Raw genomic sequence first — 21,194 nt, forward strand, 5'->3', positions numbered from 1 at the left:
CGTGTCCAAGGTTCTCACCTCCCTGCCCATCGGCGAACGTGTCGGTATCGCCTTCTCCGGCGGCCTCGACACCTCGGTCGCGGTCGCGTGGATGCGCGACAAGGGCGCCGTTCCCTGCGCCTACACGGCCGACATCGGCCAGTACGACGAGCCCGACATCGCCTCGGTGCCCGGTCGTGCGCTCAGCTACGGCGCCGAGGTCGCCCGACTCGTCGACTGCCGCGCAGCCCTGGTCGAGGAGGGTCTCGCCGCACTGACCTGCGGTGCCTTCCACATCCGCTCGGGCGGACGCGCGTACTTCAACACCACCCCGCTGGGCCGGGCCGTCACCGGCACCCTGCTGGTGCGGGCGATGATCTCCGACGACGTCCAGATCTGGGGCGACGGGTCGACCTTCAAGGGCAACGACATCGAGCGCTTCTACCGGTACGGCCTGCTGGCCAACCCGCAGCTGCGCATCTACAAGCCGTGGCTCGACACCGCCTTCGTCACCGAACTCGGTGGGCGTACGGAGATGTCGGAGTGGCTGCTGGAGCGCGGCCTGCCGTACCGGGACAGCACCGAGAAGGCGTACTCCACCGACGCCAACATCTGGGGCGCCACGCACGAGGCGAAGACCCTCGAACACCTCGACACCGGCATCGAGACGGTCAGCCCGATCATGGGCGTCCGGTTCTGGGACCTGTCGGTGGAGATCCCCACCGAGGACGTCACGATCGGCTTCGACCAGGGCCGCCCGGTGACGATCAACGGCAAGGAGTTCGGCAGCCCCGTCGACCTGGTGCTGGAGGCCAACGCCATCGGTGGCCGGCACGGCCTGGGCATGTCCGACCAGATCGAGAACCGGATCATCGAGGCAAAGAGCCGGGGCATCTACGAGGCGCCCGGCATGGCGCTGCTGCACGCCGCGTACGAGCGGCTGGTCAACGCCATCCACAACGAGGACACCCTGGCCAACTACCACAACGAGGGTCGCCGCCTCGGTCGCCTGATGTACGAGGGTCGCTGGCTGGACCCGCAGGCGCTGATGCTGCGCGAGTCGTTGCAGCGCTGGGTGGGCACGGCGGTCACCGGCGAGGTGACGTTGCGGCTGCGCCGGGGCGAGGACTACTCGATCCTGGACACCACCGGCCCGGCGTTCAGCTACCACCCCGACAAGCTGTCGATGGAGCGTACCGAGGACTCGGCGTTCGGCCCGTCGGACCGGATCGGCCAGCTCACCATGCGCAACCTGGACATCGCCGACTCGCGGGCGAAGCTGGAGCAGTACGCCTCGCTCGGCATGGTCGGCGGTGCGGCCCCCCAGCGGATGATCGGCGCCGCGCAGGCCGCCTCGACCGGGCTGATCGGTGCGATGCCGGAGGGTGGCGCGGAAGCCATCGCCTCCCGAGGCGTCGCCTCCGCCGCCGACGAGGCCCTCGACCGCGCCGCCATGGAGTTCGGCGTCGACTGAGCCCGGCTGACCCCCGGCCGCCGGTGGCAGGCGCCCGGGGCCGGCCGGCCCTCCCGGCGGAGGCAAGTCGAGTTCCGGCGTCACGGACGGTAGCGTGTCGGCCGTGTTCCCTACCGTCCGTGAGGTCCTCGCCCTGGACCCGGTCCGCCACGGCGCGCCCCGCGTCGTCGCCGGCGACGCGGGGCTGGACCGGCCCGTCCGCTGGGTGCACGTCGCCGAGGTGCCCGACATCGCCACCCTGCTCGGGGGTGGCGAGCTGGTGCTCACCACCGGCATCGGGCTGCCGGGCGACGACGCGGGGCTGCGCGCGTTCATCGGCGACCTCGCCGACGTCGGAGTCTCCGGGCTGGTCGTCGAGCTGGGCCGCCGGTACGTCAGCGGTGTACCCAGGGTGATGGTCGCCACGGCCGAACGACGCGGACTGCCCCTGGTGGAACTGCGCCGGGCCACCCCGTTCGTGCGGATCACCGAGGCGGTGCACGCGCTGATCGTCGACGCGCAGCTCACCGAGCTGCGGGCCACCGAGGAGATCCACCAGCGGTTCAACGACCTCTCCGTCGAAGGTGCCGACGCCACCGAGGTGATCCGGCAGGCCGCCGAGCTGTCCGGTTGCCCCGTGGTGCTGGAGAACCTGTCCCGGCAGGTCCTCGGGTACGACCCGGCCGGCGAGAGCGCCGAGCTGCTGTTGGACGGCTGGGAGCAGCACTCCCGGCGGATCCGGCCGGCCGGGCGGACCGCGTACGACCCGGACAGCGGCTGGCTGGTCACCGCGGTCGGAGCCCGGGGGCAGGACTGGGGTCGGCTGCTGCTGCGCTGGCCGGCCAGCGGCGACGTGCCCAGCGCCCGGGCCGGTGCGCCGGCCGCCGGCCCGCCGACCCGGCTCACGATCCTGATCGAACGGGCCGCGTCCACCCTCGCGCTGGGCCGGCTGATCCGCCGCGACGCCGAAGGTCTGGAACGGCAGATCCACCGCACCCTGCTCACCGCGCTGCTCGACCACTCCCGGCCGGTGGATGAGGTGGCGCTGCGGGCGAAGGCGCTCGGCGTGGTGCTCGACCGGCGGCACCTGGTCGGCGTGATGGTCCGCCATCGCGCCGACGACCCCGCCGGAGAGGGCGGCCCCGAGGCCGGTCAGGCCCGGCTGCGGGACCTCTCCGAGGCGGTCGGCCAGGCGCTGCGGGAGGCGAAACTGACCGCGCTGACCAGTGCCGTCGACGACAACTCGGTGGGCGCCCTGCTGGCCCTGCCGGACCCGGCGGCCGAGGACCGCGCGCTGTCCGCGTTCGCCGGCGCACTCCGTCGGGTACGCCTCGACGCCGGCACCGGCCGCGCACCCTCCGGCGGCGACGCATCCCGGTCGGCGTCCGGTGCCGAGCCGTCCCGAGGTGCCGGCGCGGGTGCGGTGATCGTGGCCGCCGGATCCGGGGTGGGCAGCCTGCGCGAGGCCCGTCGGTCGCTGGTAGAGGCGCGGCAGATCGCCGAGGCGGCCCGCCGGGACCGTCGTGACCTGCCGATCTTCCGGCTTCCCCACGTCGGCCTGGCCGGGCTGCTGCACCTGCTGCGCGACGAGCCCCGGTTGCAGACCTTCGTGGAGCGTGAACTCGGTGCGCTCCTCGAATACGACGCCCGCCACCCCCGGGAGCAGCTGCTCGACACCCTGCGCGCGTACCTGGAGCAGGGCCGCAACAAGTCCGCCGCCGCCGCCGCGGCCCACCTGTCCCGACCGGCCTTCTACGAACGTCTGGCCCGCATCGCCCGCATCCTCGACGTGGACCTCGACTCGGTGGAGGCCAGCCTCTCCCTCCACGTAGCCCTACTGGCCCTGGAAGCAGTCCGAACCCCCTAACTCGAAAATCGACCGTGACTTGACGTGCGGCAGCATCCCGCGTCGCGAAGCGGCGCGGGATGGGTGTTGTTGCGTGGTGCGTTAGGCGGCGAGGTCGAGGGTGACGCGGTAGCCGAGGGCTTCGAGTTGGTGGACGTGGTTGCGTTTGCGGCGTTCGGTGTCGGTGCGGCTGAGGTAGAAGTCGGCGCCGAGATCACGGAAGCCGGCTGCGGGGTCGGACAGAAGGTGCCAGATGATCGTCAGGACCGAGCGGCCGACCGCGACGATGGCGCGTTTGGCGCCGCGTCTTCGCGCGATGCGCCGGTAGCGTTCGCCGAGGAACGTGCTGGTGCGGGCGGCGGAGACCGCGATCTGTCCGAGGACGCGGGCGAGGTAGCGGTTGCCGTGCCCGGTTGATCCGGTGCCTTTGCGGCGGCCGGCTGATTCCTTGACGCCGGGCGCGAACTTGGCCCAGCCGGCGAGGTGGGCCGGGGTCGGGAAACGGGTCATGTCCACGCCGATCTCGGCGATGATCGCGGCAGCGTCGAGCCGGGCGCCACTGGCGGTGGCGACCAGGGGCCGGTGGGCCCGGACGCCGGCCTGCCCAGCTACCACGGGCAGCGGGCCTGTGAGGTCGGCGCGGGTGGCGAGGTAGGCGTCCAGGCGTCGGGTGACCGGGGCGGGCAGCGCCACCAGGTGCTCGCGGGCCCCCTTGGCGGTGAAGCGCAGGGTGCGGTGGCCGCGGTGGTGGCCGAGCTGCTCGACGTCGGCGTCGACGAGTTCGCCGACGCGGATGCCGGTGTAGAGCAGCAGCGCGACGATCGCCGCGGTGCGCAGCGCCTGGGGGCCGGTGTCGGCGTCGGCCGCGAGGAGCAGCGCCTCGGCCTGCCCTCGGGACAGCCCTGATGTCTTGGTGCTGCGCTGGTCGACCTTCGGCTTCTTGCGGGAGTCGATGGCGGCGGGGTTGGCCCGGTCGGTGCGGTCCTCGGCGATCAGCCAGCCGTAGAACGCGGACACCGCGGCGAGGCGGCGGGCGCGGGTGGCGGCGGCCGCGGCGCCGGAGGCCTCCTGGGCGCGTAGCCAGGCGTGGGTGTGCACGCGGCGGGCCTCGGTGAGCGGGTCGACGCCGGAGGTGGCCAGGAACGCCAGCCAGTGCTGCAGGTCGCGCCGGTACGCCTTCCGGGTGTGCGGTGAGGCGTACCCGATCAGCCACTCCCGCAGCAGCTCCTCGAGTTCGTTGTCGGCGGCACCCCCCACGGTGGGGACCCCGTCGTGGGGGGCCGCAGCGGCGGGCAGGGGCTGGTGGGCGGGGAGCAGCTCGCCAGTGAGCACTTCGGTCACCGGTCGGTGCCTCGTCGACCAGGTCGACGAACGCGGCCACCCGCGCGTATTTGGCGCGGGTGGTGTGCCCGTCCCAGCCGGTCGGGTGGGAGGGCAGGTGCCAGGAGACCTGGCCGGTGGGCAGCTCCAGGTAGACCACGACCGGGTGGGGGTCGCTCGGGTCGTGGCCGACGCCGGCCGGGACGCCGGCCTCGTGGGCGAGCGTGAGGGCGGTCCAGATCAGGGCGTTTCGCTGCGCGTAGGCGGCGGTGATCTGCGGGGTGTCCGGGCCGGTGTGGCCGTGGCGGGACGGGTCGAGCGTGGCGATGTCGGCCAGGATGTGAGCGAGGTGAGCCCTGGCCGTGGGGGCGCTCGGCGTGCGCGGGAACGCGGTGATGCTCATCGCGGCTCCTGGCTTGAGTGGAGGGTCAGGACGCCCCGGCGTCGGGGCGGGTGGTGTCACTGTCGTCGCGGTGGCGCGGGCGTTGTCGCCAGGCGCGGGTGCGGCAGGCCGGTGAGCAGTAGCGGGCCGGCCGGCCGACGCCCGCGCGCGGCACCGAGGCTCCGCAGACCGGGCACCTGGTTTCGTCACGGGTTTTCGTCTCGCCGGTGGCGCGGGCCGAGCGGCGGCGCCAGGCGCGGGTACGGCACGCGGGCGAGCAGTAGCGGGCCGGCCGGCCGGCGCCCGCGCCCGGTACCGGGGCACCGCAGACCGGACACCCAGTTTCGTCACGAACTTGCGTCACGGCCAACCGTTGCGGCCGGGCTGAGAAGACCGCGCGAGCCATCGCGGCCTCCCGGCCGTCCGCTACGGCCACCAGGTGCGCGACGTGCTCGTCGTCGGCGCCCGCGTCGTCGGGTTGGTCGGCGTCGTCGAGCCACGACTCGGCGACGCCGAGCAGTTCGTGCCAGTCGGTGATCTCCGGCTGGGTCTCGGCGAGGCTGAGCAGCGCCAGCGCCCACGCCCGCGGCGAGTAGTCGCGGGCGAAGCGCAGCGCGGTCACGTCCAGCGGACGCAGGTACACCCCGTGCGCGCGGGCATGCGCGCGCATCGCCTCGACCGTCGGGCCGTCGGACCACCGCACCCACCAGTCGCCCCGCCCGACTCCCTTCGCCTCCCAGGCGACTGTCACGGGCACGCGTGCCCACTCGGAGAGGATCTGGGACAGCCACGCGGCCTGGCCCCGCTTTTTCGGCATGGACCACACCCCATTTCGTCACGCCTGTTACGTCACAGTCTACTCCCGGTCGACGCGGCCGCAGGGACGGCGCGTCGCGCCTCGATAAGATCCGTTATGAAGGCATCAGCCGATGAGGCGGAACGTGCTGCGGATGATGTCGCGTAGGGCTGCCACTCGCCGCCCTGCCCCCGCGCGGCGAATCGGCACCGACGGAGGCAGTCGCGGCGGACCCACCCCCGGGCAATGAGCGACGCTGACACAGCGAGCACGACACGACAACCACGGCGGCAACATCCAGGTCGTCACCGTGCCCGACGGCTGGCCAATCTGGACCTCCGAGGTCCGGCCCGGCCGCGAACACGACACCACCGCCGTCCGCACCCACACCGAGATCCTGCCCGCCCTCGCCGAAGCCGGAACCGACCTGCGCACCCTGGGCGACCTCGGCTACGAAGGACTGGCCGGCACCGTCACCGTCGCGTTCAAAAGGCCGAAGAACGGCCCGCCTGACCCTCGTCCAGCAACAGCTCAACAAGGCCCACAACAGTCTGCGCGCCATCGGCGAGCGCGGGAACTCCCTGCTCAAGATGACCTTCAAGGCTCTGCGCAACGTCAGCCTCAACCCCTGGCGGATCGGGAAGATCGTCGCCGCAGCCCTGGTCATCCTCCACATCGACCACGACCGCACCACATGACAACCGTCAGCAACCGAAGCCTTGCGCGGAATGGCTCAATGACCCTGCGGTGGCTGTCTCGCCGTGATCGACCGGCCGTGGCGCGGGCAACACGGTGAACCCGAACGCCTCGGCTTACGTTGTGATTGTGGGAACGCCGACGTCGAACGGCAAGATGAACTTCGCCGAGCAGAATTTGGCGTTCTCGCCGCTCCAGACCTGGATCCGCGAGCACTGGCAGAGGTCACGAACTCGCGAATCGACGACGTCCCAGATGTGACGCGAGCACCTCTTCGGCGCCGGCTCGTTGCAGTAAGCCCACCAGCCCACCATCGAGTGGGTCCAACTTGTGAGGAAGGTAATTCTCATGCCAAGTGTCGAGGGAGATCTAGTACTCGAAGACCAAAAATTCTTCCCGGGGACATCGATTGAGGAAATTAAATACGGCTATCAACAACTGGGTTGGCCCCAAGGATGCCTACCTCCACCGAGTTCCGTGATCGGGACGGTTCTGGAGAATTGCAGGCTAAATCATAGACCAATCTCTCAAAGCATTGGAAACGCTTTGCAGATTTGGGGCGGGGTTGACGCAAAGTGGTTCACACATGTTACTCCTACAAACGTCAACTACTACGTCGATAGAGCTGCGCCAGTGGGCCATTTGCCCATAGCACCTGGTCCCACGATTCCTATTCCTCTCCCGTCTTTTAGTCGAGCTCCCATCCCGGCTCCCATCCCCCTCCCGTCCTTTAATCCGAGCGCTGCGAATGTCTCATCTCTTTCTCCCGGAAATGGTCAGGCAAGTTGGACCCCGCACCAGCAGAGTCTCTACGCCAGCCCGCCGCAGACCTTAGGCGCACATCCTTTAATGGGAATCTCAACTCAAGCTTTGCCGCTCGGTCAATTGCCGCCTACTCCCGATCAGCATCGCGCGTGGTGCGCACAGTTGGCCAGCAATAATGCTCCCTCTGCTGCACAGACGCCAAGTTCTTACCGCCCGATGACCCAGCCTCCTCCGCCTCATCGGAGCCGTGGTCGTGGCGCCCCGTCGGGTCCTTAAGACGAACCCTTCTCCAGCCTCGGTCTTTCATTGAGCCATTTTCATCCTGCGTTGCGGTCGGCTTCGACGTGGTGCAGGACGAGGATGGCCTGCACGATCGCGGTTGCTCGGCGTGGGCAGCGGCGCAGCTTGACCAGGATTTTCCAGGTCTTGAGTGTGGCGATCGCGCGTTCGCCTCGGGCGCGGATCTTCGCGTGGGCCCGGTTGACCGTCTTCTGCCGGTGTGACAGCTTCGGTCGGAAGCGGTGCCGCTTGAACGGGGTGCGCACGCTGCCGGGGGCGCCTTGGTAGCCCTTGTCCGCGAAGGTCATCACGTGGGCGCTGGTCAGGGCGTCGATGATGCCGTGGGTGCGGGCGGCGGTCAGGTCGTGCGTCGAGCCGGGCAGCGCGGCCGAGGCCCAGACGAGACGCCCGGCCGCGTCGGCGATGACCTGCACGTTCACGCCGTGGCGCTTGTGTTTGCCGGAGTAGTACGGCTTCTGGTCGGCGACCCGGTTGATCGGGATCAGGGTGCCGTCGAGGATTGCGTAGGCGAGCATCTGGATCCTGGTCATGGCCGTGGCCAGGTTGTCGGCGGTCGCGGCGAGCAGGTCGATGGCCTCGCGGACATAACGCCAGGCCGTCGTGATGCCAATCTCGAATCCGGCGGCCAGGCGGGTCAGGGTGTCGCCGTTGCGCAGGTGGGCCAGGGCGAGCAGGGCTTGCCGGCCGGGGTCGGGGCGTCGCCACCGGGACCGTCGCTGCTGGCGGCGGGTTCGGATGAGGGCGGCGAGGTGGTTCAGGCTGCGGGTGGACAACGGAATCGCGGCAGGGTAAGACGGCTCTTCGAAGTTAAGCGGGGTTGAGGTGTCCGCGGTGGCGTCGGGTGGTCGCGGTGCGGGTGCGTAGGCGCTGGTTTTCGGGGTTGCGGAAGCCGTAGGCGTCGCGGGCGACGGTCTTGATCACGCGGTTGGTGCCTTCCGATCCGGCGTTGGTGATTCCGGTGTGCAGGAATGCGTGGATCTGCGGCCACCAGGTCTCGATCGTGGTGGCGAGTCGGTGCAGTTCGGGAAGGTCGGTGGCGGCGCAGCGGGTGTAGAAGCGGTGCAGCAGTCGGTGGACGTGTTCCCGGTCGGGTTGGGTGCGGGCGGTCGCGAGCAGGTCGAGCAGGTCTTCCTTGGCGTTCCACGCGGTGAGGATCGGGGCGCCGATCGTGCTCGGGAGGGCATCGAGGGTGTCGACCAGGCGGTCGACGTGCTTGGCGGGCATCCGCGTAGCTGAGCGGGTCAGCCGGTTACGCATCCGCCATTCCGGGTCGGTGCCGCGGCCGCGGCGTCCGCGCTGGGTGAGGGTGACCCGGCGGCGGACCTCGGTGACGGCCCGGTTGGCCAACTGCACGACGTGGAAATGGTCGACGACCAGCAGCGCGTGCGGCAGCACCTGCCGGATCGCGGCCTTGAACACGGTGCACATGTCGATCGCCACCGCTTGGATCTGCTCGCGCCAGGCCGGTCGGCGGGCGGCGAGCCAGCCGGTGACCGCGGCGGTGGTGCGTCCTTCGACCTGGGCGAGCAGCCCCTGTCCGCCGGACAGATCCACGAAGCCGACGTGCCAGCGATCCGCCGTGACCGTCCAGGAGCCGGCTTGGGCGTTCCAGATCCAGTGCGGCTTTCCTCGCCGGACCTCGTCGATGCCGAGCACCGCGACCGGCTCCGGCTCGTCCGGCAACACCGCAGTGGCGTGGGTGGTGAACGCGGCCGCGACGACCGGCCAGGAGACGCCGTGATCGCGGGCCGACTGCACGATCGTGCGGCCAGCGTCGGCGACCGCAGCCCCGGCCGCCTGCCGTAATCGCAGGGTCAGCCGGGCACGGGCCGGCACCTGGGCGACCTGCTCGGTGAACGACTGACGCGGACAGGCCGGGGTCGGGCAGTACCAGCGCCGTTTACGCCAGCGCAGCCGCACCGGCCGCCCTGCGACCGGCAAGTCTCGCGGCCGGGTCGTTGTCCACTGCTTGACCCGGGCCGCCGGCTGCCCGCACTTCGGGCAGCATCGCGCCTGCTCACAACCGGTGGACAAGTCCACCACCGGGACACCGGTGGCGTCCAGCTCGACCCGCTCCACCACCAGGCCGTCCAGCCCCAGCAGCCGTGTCGTATCGTTGACCATGCTCGCAGCTCTTCACTTGTGACCATCCGAACTCGACACTCAGATGATCACCGATGAGCTGCGAGCCCTCTATATCCGGGTCGCCGTCACCCGCCAACCCCGCTCAACTTCGAAGAGCCGGTAAGACAGCACAGCGAGGCTCCCGGTTGGGGCATCTGATCTTGGTCGATTGCTGTCTTACCGGGAGCCTCGTCCTCCATGGACATCGGCCTCCCGAACCGCCCGTGACCTGCACCGTCACGATGAAAATGGCTCATGAAACGGCCGTGCCACCGTGAACTTACGGGGAAGACTTTTCGTTACACATGTTGTACTCCCATCCGTAATCAAGCGGGGCAGAGGCTAGCCCAGATTGCGATGCAAGCAACACCCTCGAAGGTATCGCCTGCATCGATTAAGACGAGTAATCCAGGAGGATCGGTGAACAAACAGCAAAATTCTGGGAACGAAAGCGCCGCACGGAGAGCCCGAATAAATAAAGCGAACCGCAGAATTCAAGAGCTTGATAACTTCATGGGACGCACCGGGCGAATTCCGTTACCACATGCGTTGGCAACACTGCAGGGCGAAGAGCAATTGAATGATCAACTAATGAGTTTCGGGCGGTCTGACAGCAACAATCGGCGCCTTCCTGCCTTTAGGGAACTGTTGGTTAAATACCGGATTCCCTACTATACTCACCCGAGTGGCGATGTCGTTATTCAGGCTGAATGGATAGAAAGCCAGTTAATGGTGTTTCGTAGCCATCGCACTCCCGCCCGTCTGGTGCCGGTGCAGGCGCCTTCGTCTGGACCCGCCCATCAGCAGGCGCCGGTGCCTCCAGAGATCGCCGAATGGCCCGCCAGATATAACCCGAACCCACCGCAATACGGACAAGATGTGCGCACTCGTTCGCAATTAGCCGGCCTCAGTTCAGGAACGGCCACGGCGTTGTACGGTGCATCAGTCAGCGCAGCGCCGCAATCCACGGCTGCCCCTTCGACGTCAGCGGCTTACGGGGCGTCGGGATATCCGCCCCCCAACTATTCTCATCCCTCATCGTCTCCCGCTGCACCGATGTATTGGGGCCAGCCGGCCGCCGCATCGGCGAGCCTTCGTTCTGGTTCCGCTCCTCATCCTTCCTTTTCCCAGAGTGGGACGGGAGGCGGGCATTCTGCAGCACAGCATGACACCATAGGTGGGCAGGGGCGCTACCGCTAACTGTAGAGGTGGGGGCCGCGCCGGGGACGGCCCGCACACCCGCGACCAGGGCCCCGGCAAAGTCGTGGGGTGCCCGGCTTGATGTGGTTGGTGTAGACGCGCCCTTGCTGGTGGTGGCAGGGCGGGCATGACCGGTTCAGATAATCATCGAGGTTCCTACGCCTTATCGATCGTCCGAAGTGAGCCATGCCCGCTTTGCCATCATCGCTGATCTCGTCCGTGTCCGACGCACCGGCTGTCACCGTGCACGAAGCCGCTGCTGGGCTGCCCGCTGCGTTGACAGGTCTGCCGGATCCTCGCGCCCGTCGCGGTGTCCGGCACCGGTTGACCGTGGTGGTGACCCACGGCGCCGGCAAAGTCGTCAGGTGATGCCGAGTAGGGCCAGCGGGCGGGTGCTGTCGCGGGCGTGATGCCGGTTGGCGGCGGCGATGTTGGTGACGTCAGCGGTGCGGCGGCCGGGCCGACCCCGGGGATCTCAAGCAGCCGGGCCGCCGCCGGGGCGAAAGGGGCCAGTTGCGCCTCGATCCGGGCGTCGACCTCGCGGATGTCGGCCTCGACCTGCTCGATCCGGGTGATCATCTTGCCCAGCAGGAACGCGTGATGATCGGTGAAATGACCGGTGAGAGCTTCCTGCAGGGCGGGGATCTTGCGGCGCAGGCTGGAGCGGGCCAACTCGGCCAGGGTGTGTGGGTCACGCTGCCCGGCGATCAACGCCGCCATCATGGCCCGCCCGGACGTGCCGAACAGGTCGCTGACCACGACCGACAGTTTGATCTGCGCGTCTTCGAGCAACTTCTCCGCCCGGTTGCGTTCCGCCCCCGCCTCAGCGATCAGATCGACCCGGTAGCGGGTCAGGTCCCGCAGCATCCGGATCGGCGCCGGTGGCACGAAACTCGGCCGGATCATCTGCCGTTCGGCGACCTTGCACAACCACACCGCGTCCAGCTTGTCGGTCTTCGGCCGGCCCGGTAGGTGTTTGACGTCGCGGGCATTGACCAGCCACACCTCGAACCCGTGCGCTTCCAACAGGTAGAACACCGGCTTCCAGTAGTCACTGGTGGCCTCCATAACCACCCGGGTTACCCCCAGCGCTGCCAGGCGCTCGGCCAGCCCGATCAGTGATCGGGTCATCGTCGGATAGGTCCGCACCTCCTGCAGCCGCCGTCCGGGCTTCGCCTCGTCCGGAACCCGTGCGCAGCACACCAACGACGCCTTGCCGATGTCCAACCCCGCCACACGCGTGATGATCTGCTCTTCATCCTGGGCCTGTTCCAGCAACCGAAACCCTCCCCACCAGCGCGAACATCAGGGCGGTCGCCCGTGGCAGCCACAGAACGGGTGAATCTAACTCGCGTGCTCGCAGCAACAGTGAAGGGCCCACAACGCGGCTACCAGCGTCCGACTAACCCACGACCTCACACGGACCAAGGAGCGACGACGTCAGCGAGCGACCGACACGATTTTCAGCCCGGAACGGGCCACCTCGCCAGAGGCGACAAGGACTAACCCGTCCCCCCCGGCCCCCCGGCCCCGGCCCCGCCCCGCCGCGTCGATCATGGAGTTGTGGTGCCCCATAAAAGTCGCGAAACGGTCTGTTGCGCCCACCACAACTCCATGATCGACGCGGACGAGGTCGCCTGGCGTCGGGGCCACTCAGGCACGCTGTCGAGTTGATGCCGTGGGCTTAATCGCTCGGCCCAGCCCGGCTCGGCTCAGCCCGGCTCGGCCTGCTTCGGGCGTGGCTTGGGTCAACCACGCTTGGATTCGTTAACGACAACAGCTCCAGAGGAGCAGCGACCCACACCCAGGGCGGGCGAGAGTGTCAGATGAGGGTGTTCAGCGCTTTTGCGTAGGTTTCCGGGATGTGATTGGGGCCGCCGGGGGTGAAGACGTCCGAGCTGGCCACCGCGGACCAGGCCGTCGCCGGCACCGCCTCCACCAGCGCTTGGATCACCGGGGCGTCGCGCCACTGGTCCTGTTCGGCGAGCAGGCCGAGGGCCACCACCGACTCCTCGACCTCGCCCACGCACTCGAACGGCTTGTGCCCGTCCACGCCGAGCAGTTCGCGGTAGCCGGGGATCTGCGACTCGTCGGCCAGCAGGTCACCGCCGAAGATGTGGGTCACGCGCTCGCGCGCCATGAACGGCGCCATGGCGAGGAAGACGAACCGGCACTTCGGGCAGTCACGGCACCAGCGCTCACTCGCGTCCCGCAGCTTGAACGCCTGGTTGCAGCTGGTCACCACGTCGTCGTACCGGGTGAACTCGGCGAACAGCCGGGCGATGTGCAGCTCGGACAGCGAGCGCAGCAGCGAGAAGTACGGTTGGGTCAGGCCGGCGTGCTCGGCCAGCGACGCCCGCAGCAGCCCCTCGGCCTCGACGCCCTTGGACCACTGGTGGTTGATCTCGTGGCCGTCCCAGACCAGGTTCGGGTCGGACGCCGAACGCTCGTTGGACATCACCACCGGACCGAGCCCGTGCAGCACGGCCGTGGCCACCGCGATCAGCGAGTTGATCGCGGTCACCGGGATGTGCCCGTTCAGCGCACCGGACGCGTTCAGGTCGAACAGCACCGGGTCGATGCGCCGCCGCGCGGCCAGCGGGGTCAGCCCGGACGCCTCGTTCACCGCGACGATCACGTGGTTCGGGTTGACCGAGAACGGCACCGGGTCCAGCTCGGCGCGGCGCAGCGCCTCCAGGCTCACGATCGAGTCCTTGCCGCCGCCGACCGCGGAGAGGGGGCGGCGGCCGGAGTCGTCGTACACCCGTGGCGGCTCCGGCGAACCGGCCGGCACCTCCGGGCGCAGCTGGAGCACGTGCGGCAGCTGGTTGCGGTACGCGTACTCCGCGAGGCCCTTGGTGTAGATGGCCGTGACGTAGTCGACGGTGGCCGCGCCCAGCGGTGCCGGCAGCACCAGTCGGGGAGGCGCGGCGGCCTTGTAGTAGCTGACCCCGGCGACCAGGTGCAGCACCTCCAGGACCCGGTTGAGGGTCGCCACCGTCTCGTCCGACGGTGGCTCCGCCGGCAGCGGGAGGGTGATCACCTCGGTGAACCGCTGCTCACCGGCCGGGCCGGTCAGGGCGTAGTCGAACAACACCTCGCCGGTGGCGAAGTCGATCGAGTAGGACGGGAACGTGAAGGCGTCCATCCGCCGGAGCTGCTCGTTGGGCACACGCCATACTAGGCCCTGGTTCGTCCGGCCGTGTCCGGACCGGGCCCGCCCTGCCGCCGCCGTGACCCCCGAGGAGAGCCCTGTGCGCCTGTCTGACCTGCGCGGACGTACCGTCGCCGTCTGGGGCACCGGTCGGGAGGGCCGGGCCGCTGTGACCGCGATCGCCGCGCACGGCCCCGCCGAGCTGGTCGCCGTCGACGACAGCGCCAACTTCCTGTCGCTGCCCTGGGACGGCCCGCTGGCCGAGGCGGCGCCGCTGATCACCGGTGAGGCGGGCTTCGAGCGGCTGGCCGCCGCTGACGTGGTGGTCCGCTCGCCGGGCGTGCCGCAGACCCACCCGTGGATGGTCGAGCTGCGTCGACGCGGCGTGCCGGTCACCCAGGGCACGGCGCTGTGGATGGCCGACCACGCCGCCCGCACCGTCGGGGTCACCGGCAGCAAGGGCAAGAGCACCACCTCCAGCCTGATCAGCCACCTGCTCACCGCGACGGGCCGACCGAACGTCTTCGGCGGCAACATCGGCGTGCCCACCCTCGACCTGCCCGAGGCGGAGCTGTACGTGCTGGAGCTGTCCAGCTACCAGTGCAGCGACCTCACCGACTCGCCCCGGGTGGCGGTGGTCACCGCGCTCTTCCCCGAGCACCTGGATGCGCACGGCGGGGAACGGGAGTACTACCGGGACAAGCTCAACCTGCTCGCCCACGACCCGCAGACGATCGTGGTGAACGGCGCGGACCCCCGGCTCGGCGCCGAACTGGGGGACCTGCCGGCGGTGCGTGCCGGCCGCCCCGACACCACCCACGTCGCCACCGGTACGGACGGCACGCCCTGGTTCCACCTCGGCGACCAGCCGCTGTTCCCGCGTGCCGTGCTGCCGCTGGTGGGCCGGCACAACGAGGGCAACCTGTGCGTCGCCCTCGCCGTGCTCGACGCGCTCGGCGTCGACGTGGTGGCCGCCAAGGACCACCTCGCCGTCGCCGTCGCCGAGTTCCAGGGACTCGCCCACCGGCTCACCGAGATCACCGACCCGTCCGGGTTGACCTTCGTCGACGACACCCTGGCCACCAGCCCGTACGCGGCCATGCACGCCATCGACGCGTACGACGGGCGGCCGTTGACCGTGATCGTCGGCGGCACCGACCGGGGGCTGGACTACACGCCGCTGGCCGAGCACCTCGCGGAGCGCGAGCTGACCGTGATCGGTATCCCGGACAGCGGCGCCCGCATCGTCGAGGCGCTCGCCGGACTGCCCAAGGTCCGTACCGAGCTGGTCGACGACCTTGCGGACGCGGTCCGGTTGTCCCGGGAGGTGACGCCGGCCGGCGGGGTGGTGCTGCTGTCCCCGGCCGCGCCCAGCTACGGCCGGTTCCGCAACTTCGAGCACCGCTCCGAGGTCTTCGCCCAGGCCGTCGCCGACACCGCCGGCTGAGCTGGGCGCGGCGACACGGCAGGCTGAGCTGGGCCGTCGCCGACACTGCCGGGTGGCCCCGGTTCAGCGGAGGTCGTGCAGGGCGCGCATCGCGCGGATCGCCGAACGGATCTCCTGGAGGTAGCGCCCGGGCGTGAGGGTCTGCTCGGGCAGCACCGCCAGGTCGGCCAGCGTCGGGTCCACCCCGATCGTGTCGATGCCGCAGCCGTACGGCACGGCCAGGGTCCGCAGCGCGTCGCAGTGCTGGAACGGCACGTAGATCGGCGCGGTGACCATCAGCACCTCGTCGCCGCGGGCGAGCTGCGCGTGCCCGGCCCAGAACCGTTGCGTGTCGGCGGTGTGCGCGCGCCGCCGGTCCGGTTCGCTGGACGGCGCGGCGAGCACCCGCACCGGCGGCAGCCCGTCCGGTCGGTAGGTCCGCGACGACCAGGAGTGGTGCGGGTGGCCTGCGTCGACGCCGGCCTGCTCGGTCGGGGTGGTCACTCCGAACACCTGCCGGACCGCCGTGTCCAGCACGCCCACTTCGGTCTCGTCCGGCGGCAGCCCCGCGTCGGCCAGGGTGACCCGTTCCCACCCGGAGAGCGGTCGGAAGCTGCCCAGCACGGCGACCTCGCCCCGCACCGCCAGGCCGGCGCGCAGCAGGTGCGCCGCGTAGCCGACGCGCCGCACGCACGCGTGCGCCAGACCGCCGAGCACGACCAGATGGGCGTACGCCGACCGGGCCGGTGGCACCGGGTGGACGAGCCCGAGCGTGGCGGCGGCGTCGAGGACCAGCGTCGCGGTGGCCGGGTCGAGGTCCGGCTCGCGCGCGTCGGGTCGTTCCCGACCGTTTCGGAAGTCCCAGTGGCGGGCGGAGAAGTCGTCCAGGAACCCCAGCACCTCGGCGAGGTCGCCGGCCGGCCAGTCACCGCCGAAGTGTCCGACCAGACCGCGCAGCGGCGTGGAGCGTACCCACGCCTCGACGTCCGACGTGATCCGCTCGGCGACCGTACCCGTCTGCGCGTCCCGCACCTGCCGGATGCTACCGGGCCGCTGTTGTGGCTGGTGTTTACGCTGGTCGCAGCGGCTGATAGGGGGATTTCGATGACCCGTGACGTTGCCCGCCCACGACTGCGGGGCGGGACCTCCGCGAGCGGTTTCCTCCGGCTGGTGGCGCACACCGATCCGGTGGCGCTGATCGGCATCACGTTGTCGATCACCCTGAGCGTGTTGCTCGACTTGACCAACGCGGCCTCCGGGGTGGAGTCGCTGCTGGCCGGCCTGATGGGCATCACCATCTCGCTGCTGGTGGACTCGCTGGCCCGCGCGGAGCGCCGGTTCCACCTGCGGACGCTGCTGGACGGTCCACCGTGGCTCACGCGCACCGCCACGGAGGTGGTCGTCGCGATGCGGGAGGCGACCGGGCAGCACGCCGGCACGCGGGTCGCGGCGGAGGCGCAGCGACGCTACGAGCAGTTCCGGTTGGAGGCCGAGCAGTTGGCGCAGGGGCGCATCATCCGGCGGGGCGACGAGGACGAGGACCTGCTCGGCGCGACCCGTGCCTGCGCCCACCGGCTGGACGCGTTGACAAACGTGATGCCCCGGGCGAGTGGGGAGCTGAGCTGGTGGCGTAGCGAGATCGGCTGCCGCTACTGGGAGGCGAACGTCGAAGCCCTGCGACGGGGCGTCCGGATCACCCGGGTCTTCGTGTACGCCACGTTGACCGACGAGCTGTCCGACCTGGTCGGCCGGCAACGTGCGGCCGGGGCTCGGGTCGGTGTGCTGCCCTTCGGCGCGGTGGGTCCGCACCTCCTCGTCAACCTGACGCTCTGGGACTCGTCGAGCTGCTGGGAGGCCCGGATGACCGCCCACGGCGAGATCGGTGAGAACCAGTTCTCCGTCAACCGCGCCGATGTCGAACGACTGACCCGCGTGTTCGACGCCTGCGCGAGCATGGCGACCTTCGAGGACCCGACGCCGACGCCATGACGTGGAGCGCCGTCCTGCTGGTGACGGCCGTGGTCTGGGCGGTGAGCGTGATCCGCTCGGTACGGCTCCGGGCGCTGGTCTACAGCCTTCCGTTGCCGCTGACGCTGGCGCTGGTCACCACCGGGTACGGCGTCGACGGCGCGCAAGTGCTCGGCGTGCTCGGGCTCAACCTCTTCTTCGTCACCGTGGCGGTCACCCACCAGCGGTTGCGCTGGCCCATCCTGCTCGCCGACGGCGCGGGGATCGGCGGCTACGTGGCGTTGAGCGCCGGCCTGGTGGCCGTCGACGTCCCGTTCGAGGCGGCCCTCGCCGGCACGCTCGTGCTCTGGCTGGCGGCCATGCTGCTGCGCCGCCGTCGCGCCCGACCGGTCACCGTCACCGCTGACGGGTCAGCCGCAACAGGCCTGCCGGTGCTGCTCAAGCTCGTGGTGATCTTCGTGGGGGCGATCCTCACCGCGCTGCTCGGGGCCGTGTTGCGTGCGATGGTGGTGACGTTCCCGTACTCGGGGGTGCTGGTGGCCGTCGAGGCGCGACGCCAGTTGTCCGAGTTCACCGCGCACTTCGCCCGCAACAGTCTCGCGCTCGTCGCCTTCCTCACCGCGTACCACTACGTCCAGGACGTCTCGACGGCCGGCGCGCTGGGGGCCGGCTGGGCGGCCTTCGCGGTGGTCGCGGCCGTCCTGCACCTGCGGAGGCGCCCACGCGCGTCGTGACTGTCAGGTCCGGACCCGCTATGGGCTACAGAACGCGAAAGAGCCTCCGCATCCGCACCGCCACCACCCGCCGCCACCGCGGGCACCGCGGGCACCTCAACCCCGCCTAATTTCGAAGAGCCTCCATACCTCATCGTTCCGGCTCCCACAATAGCCATCTGTGAACGTCACACTGAATTGTCGAGCAGAAGTGGGCCGACTCCTGCCGGAACCCATACCAGATCAACCATTAAGTCGACCAGCTCCACGAGGAGCGCGAGTGCGGCTTGCACCGCCTGTCCAGTAGCAATATAGACCTCATTAAGTATTTATACATGGAAGTCGAGTTAACTTTTCCTAGGGCGCGCCGCACCGGGGAGAAGGCCTCGAATGACCGCTGCAACACAGGCTGGTGACTGCAATTGGATGTGAAGATTCTTGCACGGCTTGTTTTTCTGTTGCGCGGGCGGTCGCCGCCTGGTACCGGAGTGGTCCAGATGCAACTCGGAGCGTTACGGTGGCTCCTCCAATTTGTCGCATGCGCCGCTGGATAATGCGCCGCTCCCACTTTCAGGCACTGATTCTGCTGAATCAAAGTCCGGTGGTCCGCGTGTGCCTTGCTTGGGTGCGGATGACGCCCGCCTCGAAAACTTTCGGTATCTAGAAGATAAGGATCACTCACTCGTGTCTCACGATGCCGAGATTCGGCAGTTCATCGTCAGTACTTTCGCGCCAGACGTGACCGCCGACGAACTGTCGGCGGACTTGGACCTGTTGGACGCCGGCGTGGTCGACAGCCTCGGGTTGCTGCGACTCATCGCCTGGGTTGGCGAACGCTTCCTCATTCCGATCGAGAACCAGGACATCTCGCCCGCCCAGTTCAGTTCAGTGGCGTCTATCGCCGCCTTCGTCCGAGAGGCCGCCAGCCCCGTCTGACCAATCAATCGCTCCGCCGGTGCAATCGAGCCGGCAGATTCGATGAACGGTAGTTGACAGATAGGAGTACAACGATGATTGTCAAGACCAAATTCGAGGTTCCTGCGGTTGACTGGGGCAATGGAACCAGTTACCGGCTTCTCGTCGCCAAGGACAACATGGGCTTTGCCGTCGCTCACACCGTCGTGCGGGCCGGCTCGAAGTCGCCGTTGCAGTACCGCCGTCACCTCGAAGCCTGCTACTGCATCTCGGGCCGGGGGATGGTCATCGCCGGTGATGTCTCCTACGAAATCAAGCCAGGTGTCATCTATGCCCTCGACCAGCACGACGAGCACTTTCTGATCGCCGATCCAGAGGCGGATATGGAGCTGATCAGCGTCTTCAACCCACCGCTGCGGGGCGACGAGCGGCACAACCTTGACTCGGACGGTTTTTCCGAGTACTGATCGGAATTTTGGTATGGGTCGCGACCCGTCCCGCGACCCGCACCGAGAAATTATTCGGCATCCATTCATTAGGAGCATCGATGAACGAGTACGTCTCGCTCGCCGAAGAGGTCGCCGACGCACTCGCGTCTGACCGCCCAGTGGTCGCATTGGAATCCTCGGGTGTCGTACAAGGTCTGAGTTATCCGCTGAACCTGCAAACCGCGCTGGACATGGAAAAGGCCATTCGGGCGGGCGGTGCCGTACCGGCCCGTACCGGCATCGTCGATGGCCGGCTCGTCGTCGGCATGTCCGAAGCGCAGGTCGAGCTCTTCGCCACCACGCCAACCGTACCGAAGATCAGCACCCGGGACATCGGGCCGGCACTGGCCGGTGGTGGACATGGCGGCACTACCGTTTCGGCCGCCCTGGTCGCGGCCGCGCGGGTCGGCATCAAGGTGTTCGCGGTCGCCGGTATCGGCGGCGTACACTTCGGTGCTGAGCGAAGTCTCGATATCTCGGCGGACCTGCTCGAGTTTACCCGGCACCAAATCGCTGTCGTTTGTGCCGGCGCAAAGTCTCTACTTGACCCGGCGCTGACCATGGAATACCTGGAAACGGTCGGGGTGCCGGTGGTCGGCTACCGGTGCGACGACTTTCCCGCGTATTACAGCGTCTCCAGCAGTGTGCCCAACCCTCGTCGAATCGACGACCTCGAGGAATTGGCGGAGGCGATCCGGCTGCACTGGGCGATCGGTGGCGGTGCCGGTTTCCTGGTTACGCACCCGATCGACGAGACGGACGCGCTTCCCTCGGAGGAGATCTACGCGCTGGTCCGTGAGGTCCAGACCGAGGCGGAGGCTGCCGGTGTCCACGGGCCTGCGATGACTCCGTACATCCTGAGCCGGGTGTCGGCGGTGACCAGCGGGCGGACTGCCGCAGCGAACCGGTCGGTGCTGTTGTCCACCAGCGCCCTCGCCGCCGAGGTCGCGGTCGCCATAGGGGAGCGGTCATGAAGACCGCCATCCTGTTCGACGTCGACGGCACCCTGGTCGACACACCGGGCGCGATGACCTCGGTGCTGCGGACAGTCATCGCCGAGCACGGGCGCACCGCCAGCGACGAGCAACTGCGCCGGACCGTCGGCCGCCCGCTGGCCACCTCGTTGGCCGCTCTGCTGGAGCTGCCGGTTGACGGCCCCGAGGTGGGCCTAGCCGTCGACCGCGCCCGTGAGCTGTTCACCAAGAGGGTCATTCCATTCGCCGACCGCCTGGTCCTTCCGGGCGTGTCCGAGATGCTCGGCGTCCTCCGTGACCGTGGTCACCCGCTCGCGGTCGTCACCAGCAAGGTGCGACCCAGTGCGATCGAGCTCCTGCGGGCCACCGGACTGCTCGACCTGTTCGACACGCTCGCCTGCCACGGCATGGCATCGCGTGGGAAGCCGCACGCGGACCTGGCGTTGCTCGCCGCAGACACGCTCGGGGTACCACCTGCATGCTGCATCGTCGTCGGCGACGCGGTGGATGACGTCCGGATGGCGACCGCCGCCAACATGACACCGATCGGCGTCACCACCGGCGTCGCCAGCCAGGAGGAACTTCTCCTGGCTGGCGCCCGTGCGGTTTTCTCCGGGCCGGTCACGCTCGGACCGGCACTGCTGGTCAGTGAACCTGCTCGTTCTTTAGTTCCCTTAGACCCCACGCAAAGGTGA

At 69.0% G+C, this 21,194-nt stretch carries 16 protein-coding genes and 1 pseudogene; 10 read left to right on the forward strand and 7 right to left on the reverse strand.

Annotated elements, in window-relative coordinates:
* The first annotated feature begins 1 nt into the window (after position 1).
* Positions 2-1,453, forward strand: coding sequence for an argininosuccinate synthase (argG, locus tag O7620_RS04460; RefSeq protein WP_278121960.1), 1,452 nt, complete (start codon positions 2-4; stop codon positions 1,451-1,453).
* Positions 1,454-1,547: 94 nt separating this feature from the next.
* The gene (locus O7620_RS04465; RefSeq protein ID WP_278121961.1) at positions 1,548-3,299 is read left to right on the forward strand and encodes a PucR family transcriptional regulator; all 1,752 of its coding nucleotides are present in this window, start codon (positions 1,548-1,550) and stop codon (positions 3,297-3,299) included.
* Positions 3,300-3,380: 81 nt separating this feature from the next.
* Here the strand turns inward: O7620_RS04465 and O7620_RS04470 are convergent, their stop codons facing one another.
* Together O7620_RS04470 and O7620_RS04475 are read right to left on the reverse strand one after the other, a co-directional pair.
* Positions 3,381-4,619, reverse strand: a complete 1,239-nt coding sequence (locus tag O7620_RS04470) for a site-specific integrase (RefSeq protein WP_278121962.1) — start codon at positions 4,617-4,619, stop codon at positions 3,381-3,383.
* 407 nt (positions 4,620-5,026) lie between these two features.
* Positions 5,027-5,797 carry a hypothetical protein gene (locus tag O7620_RS04475; protein WP_278121963.1) on the reverse strand — a complete coding sequence of 257 codons (771 nt, stop codon included), beginning with the start codon at positions 5,795-5,797 and terminating at the stop codon, positions 5,027-5,029.
* Positions 5,798-6,047: 250 nt separating this feature from the next.
* On the opposite strand from O7620_RS04475, the pseudogene O7620_RS04480 reads away from it, so the two are divergent.
* Positions 6,048-6,474: pseudogene (locus tag O7620_RS04480) on the forward strand (transposase family protein); the annotation flags it as partial.
* Between the two features lie 1,080 nt (positions 6,475-7,554).
* Here O7620_RS04480 and O7620_RS04485 read toward each other — a convergent pair.
* The 4 genes from O7620_RS04485 to O7620_RS04500 all read right to left on the reverse strand — a co-directional run bounded on the left by O7620_RS04485 (position 7,555) and on the right by O7620_RS04500 (position 14,033).
* Positions 7,555-8,316, reverse strand: coding sequence for a transposase family protein (locus tag O7620_RS04485; protein WP_278126860.1), 762 nt, complete (start codon positions 8,314-8,316; stop codon positions 7,555-7,557).
* A 28-nt stretch (positions 8,317-8,344) separates the two neighbouring features.
* Positions 8,345-9,661, reverse strand: coding sequence for an ISL3 family transposase (locus O7620_RS04490; protein ID WP_278121964.1), 1,317 nt, complete (start codon positions 9,659-9,661; stop codon positions 8,345-8,347).
* A gap of 1,401 nt (positions 9,662-11,062) precedes the next feature.
* On the reverse strand, positions 11,063-12,097 hold the full coding sequence (locus tag O7620_RS04495; protein WP_278121965.1) for an IS110 family transposase: 1,035 nt from the start codon (positions 12,095-12,097) through the stop codon (positions 11,063-11,065).
* Between the two features lie 586 nt (positions 12,098-12,683).
* Positions 12,684-14,033 carry a hypothetical protein gene (locus tag O7620_RS04500; protein ID WP_278121966.1) on the reverse strand — a complete coding sequence of 450 codons (1,350 nt, stop codon included), beginning with the start codon at positions 14,031-14,033 and terminating at the stop codon, positions 12,684-12,686.
* Between the two features lie 82 nt (positions 14,034-14,115).
* Between O7620_RS04500 and murD the strand changes: the two genes are divergently transcribed.
* Positions 14,116-15,462 carry a UDP-N-acetylmuramoyl-L-alanine--D-glutamate ligase gene (murD, locus tag O7620_RS04505; protein ID WP_278121967.1) on the forward strand — a complete coding sequence of 449 codons (1,347 nt, stop codon included), beginning with the start codon at positions 14,116-14,118 and terminating at the stop codon, positions 15,460-15,462.
* 63 nt (positions 15,463-15,525) lie between these two features.
* Here murD and O7620_RS04510 read toward each other — a convergent pair whose 3' ends face one another.
* Complete coding sequence (locus tag O7620_RS04510; RefSeq protein ID WP_278121968.1) at positions 15,526-16,473, reverse strand: hypothetical protein; 948 nt, start codon at positions 16,471-16,473, stop codon at positions 15,526-15,528.
* Positions 16,474-16,545: 72 nt separating this feature from the next.
* On the opposite strand from O7620_RS04510, the gene O7620_RS04515 reads away from it, so the two are divergent.
* The 6 genes from O7620_RS04515 (at position 16,546) to O7620_RS04540 (ending at position 21,194) form a co-directional block, all read left to right on the forward strand.
* Entirely contained in the window at positions 16,546-17,430 is an 885-nt protein-coding gene (locus O7620_RS04515) for a hypothetical protein (RefSeq protein WP_278121969.1), read from the forward strand.
* Positions 17,427-18,143 (forward strand): hypothetical protein, encoded by a 717-nt coding sequence (locus O7620_RS04520; RefSeq protein WP_278121970.1) that lies wholly within the window; start codon positions 17,427-17,429, stop codon positions 18,141-18,143. The genes O7620_RS04515 and O7620_RS04520 overlap by 4 nt, the downstream gene beginning before the upstream one ends.
* Before the next feature lie 663 nt (positions 18,144-18,806).
* Positions 18,807-19,058, forward strand: coding sequence for an acyl carrier protein (locus O7620_RS04525; RefSeq protein WP_278121971.1), 252 nt, complete (start codon positions 18,807-18,809; stop codon positions 19,056-19,058).
* 74 nt (positions 19,059-19,132) lie between these two features.
* Positions 19,133-19,504: an ectoine synthase gene (locus O7620_RS04530; protein ID WP_347403752.1), complete on the forward strand. Its 372-nt coding sequence runs from the start codon at positions 19,133-19,135 to the stop codon at positions 19,502-19,504.
* A gap of 80 nt (positions 19,505-19,584) precedes the next feature.
* Positions 19,585-20,499, forward strand: a complete 915-nt coding sequence (locus tag O7620_RS04535; RefSeq protein ID WP_278121973.1) for a pseudouridine-5'-phosphate glycosidase — start codon at positions 19,585-19,587, stop codon at positions 20,497-20,499.
* The gene (locus O7620_RS04540) at positions 20,496-21,194 is read left to right on the forward strand and encodes an HAD family hydrolase (RefSeq protein WP_278121974.1); all 699 of its coding nucleotides are present in this window, start codon (positions 20,496-20,498) and stop codon (positions 21,192-21,194) included. Before O7620_RS04535 ends, O7620_RS04540 begins: the two co-directional genes overlap by 4 nt.

It is taken from the genome of Micromonospora sp. WMMD710 (assembly GCF_029626045.1).
Lineage (GTDB): Bacteria > Actinomycetota > Actinomycetes > Mycobacteriales > Micromonosporaceae > Micromonospora.

Excerpts from the sequence above, each read along its gene's own strand:
- O7620_RS04475 (WP_278121963.1), bottom strand. The coding sequence starts at position 5,797 with ATGCCGAAAAAGCGGGGCCAGGCCGCGTGGCTGTCCCAGATCCTCTCC.
- O7620_RS04490 (WP_278121964.1), bottom strand. The coding sequence starts at position 9,661 with ATGGTCAACGATACGACACGGCTGCTGGGGCTGGACGGCCTGGTGGTG.
- O7620_RS04515 (WP_278121969.1), top strand. The coding sequence starts at position 16,546 with ATGACCCGTGACGTTGCCCGCCCACGACTGCGGGGCGGGACCTCCGCG.
- O7620_RS04520 (WP_278121970.1), top strand. The coding sequence starts at position 17,427 with ATGACGTGGAGCGCCGTCCTGCTGGTGACGGCCGTGGTCTGGGCGGTG.
- O7620_RS04530 (WP_347403752.1), top strand. The coding sequence starts at position 19,133 with ATGATTGTCAAGACCAAATTCGAGGTTCCTGCGGTTGACTGGGGCAAT.
- O7620_RS04535 (WP_278121973.1), top strand. The coding sequence starts at position 19,585 with ATGAACGAGTACGTCTCGCTCGCCGAAGAGGTCGCCGACGCACTCGCG.
- O7620_RS04540 (WP_278121974.1), top strand. The coding sequence starts at position 20,496 with ATGAAGACCGCCATCCTGTTCGACGTCGACGGCACCCTGGTCGACACA.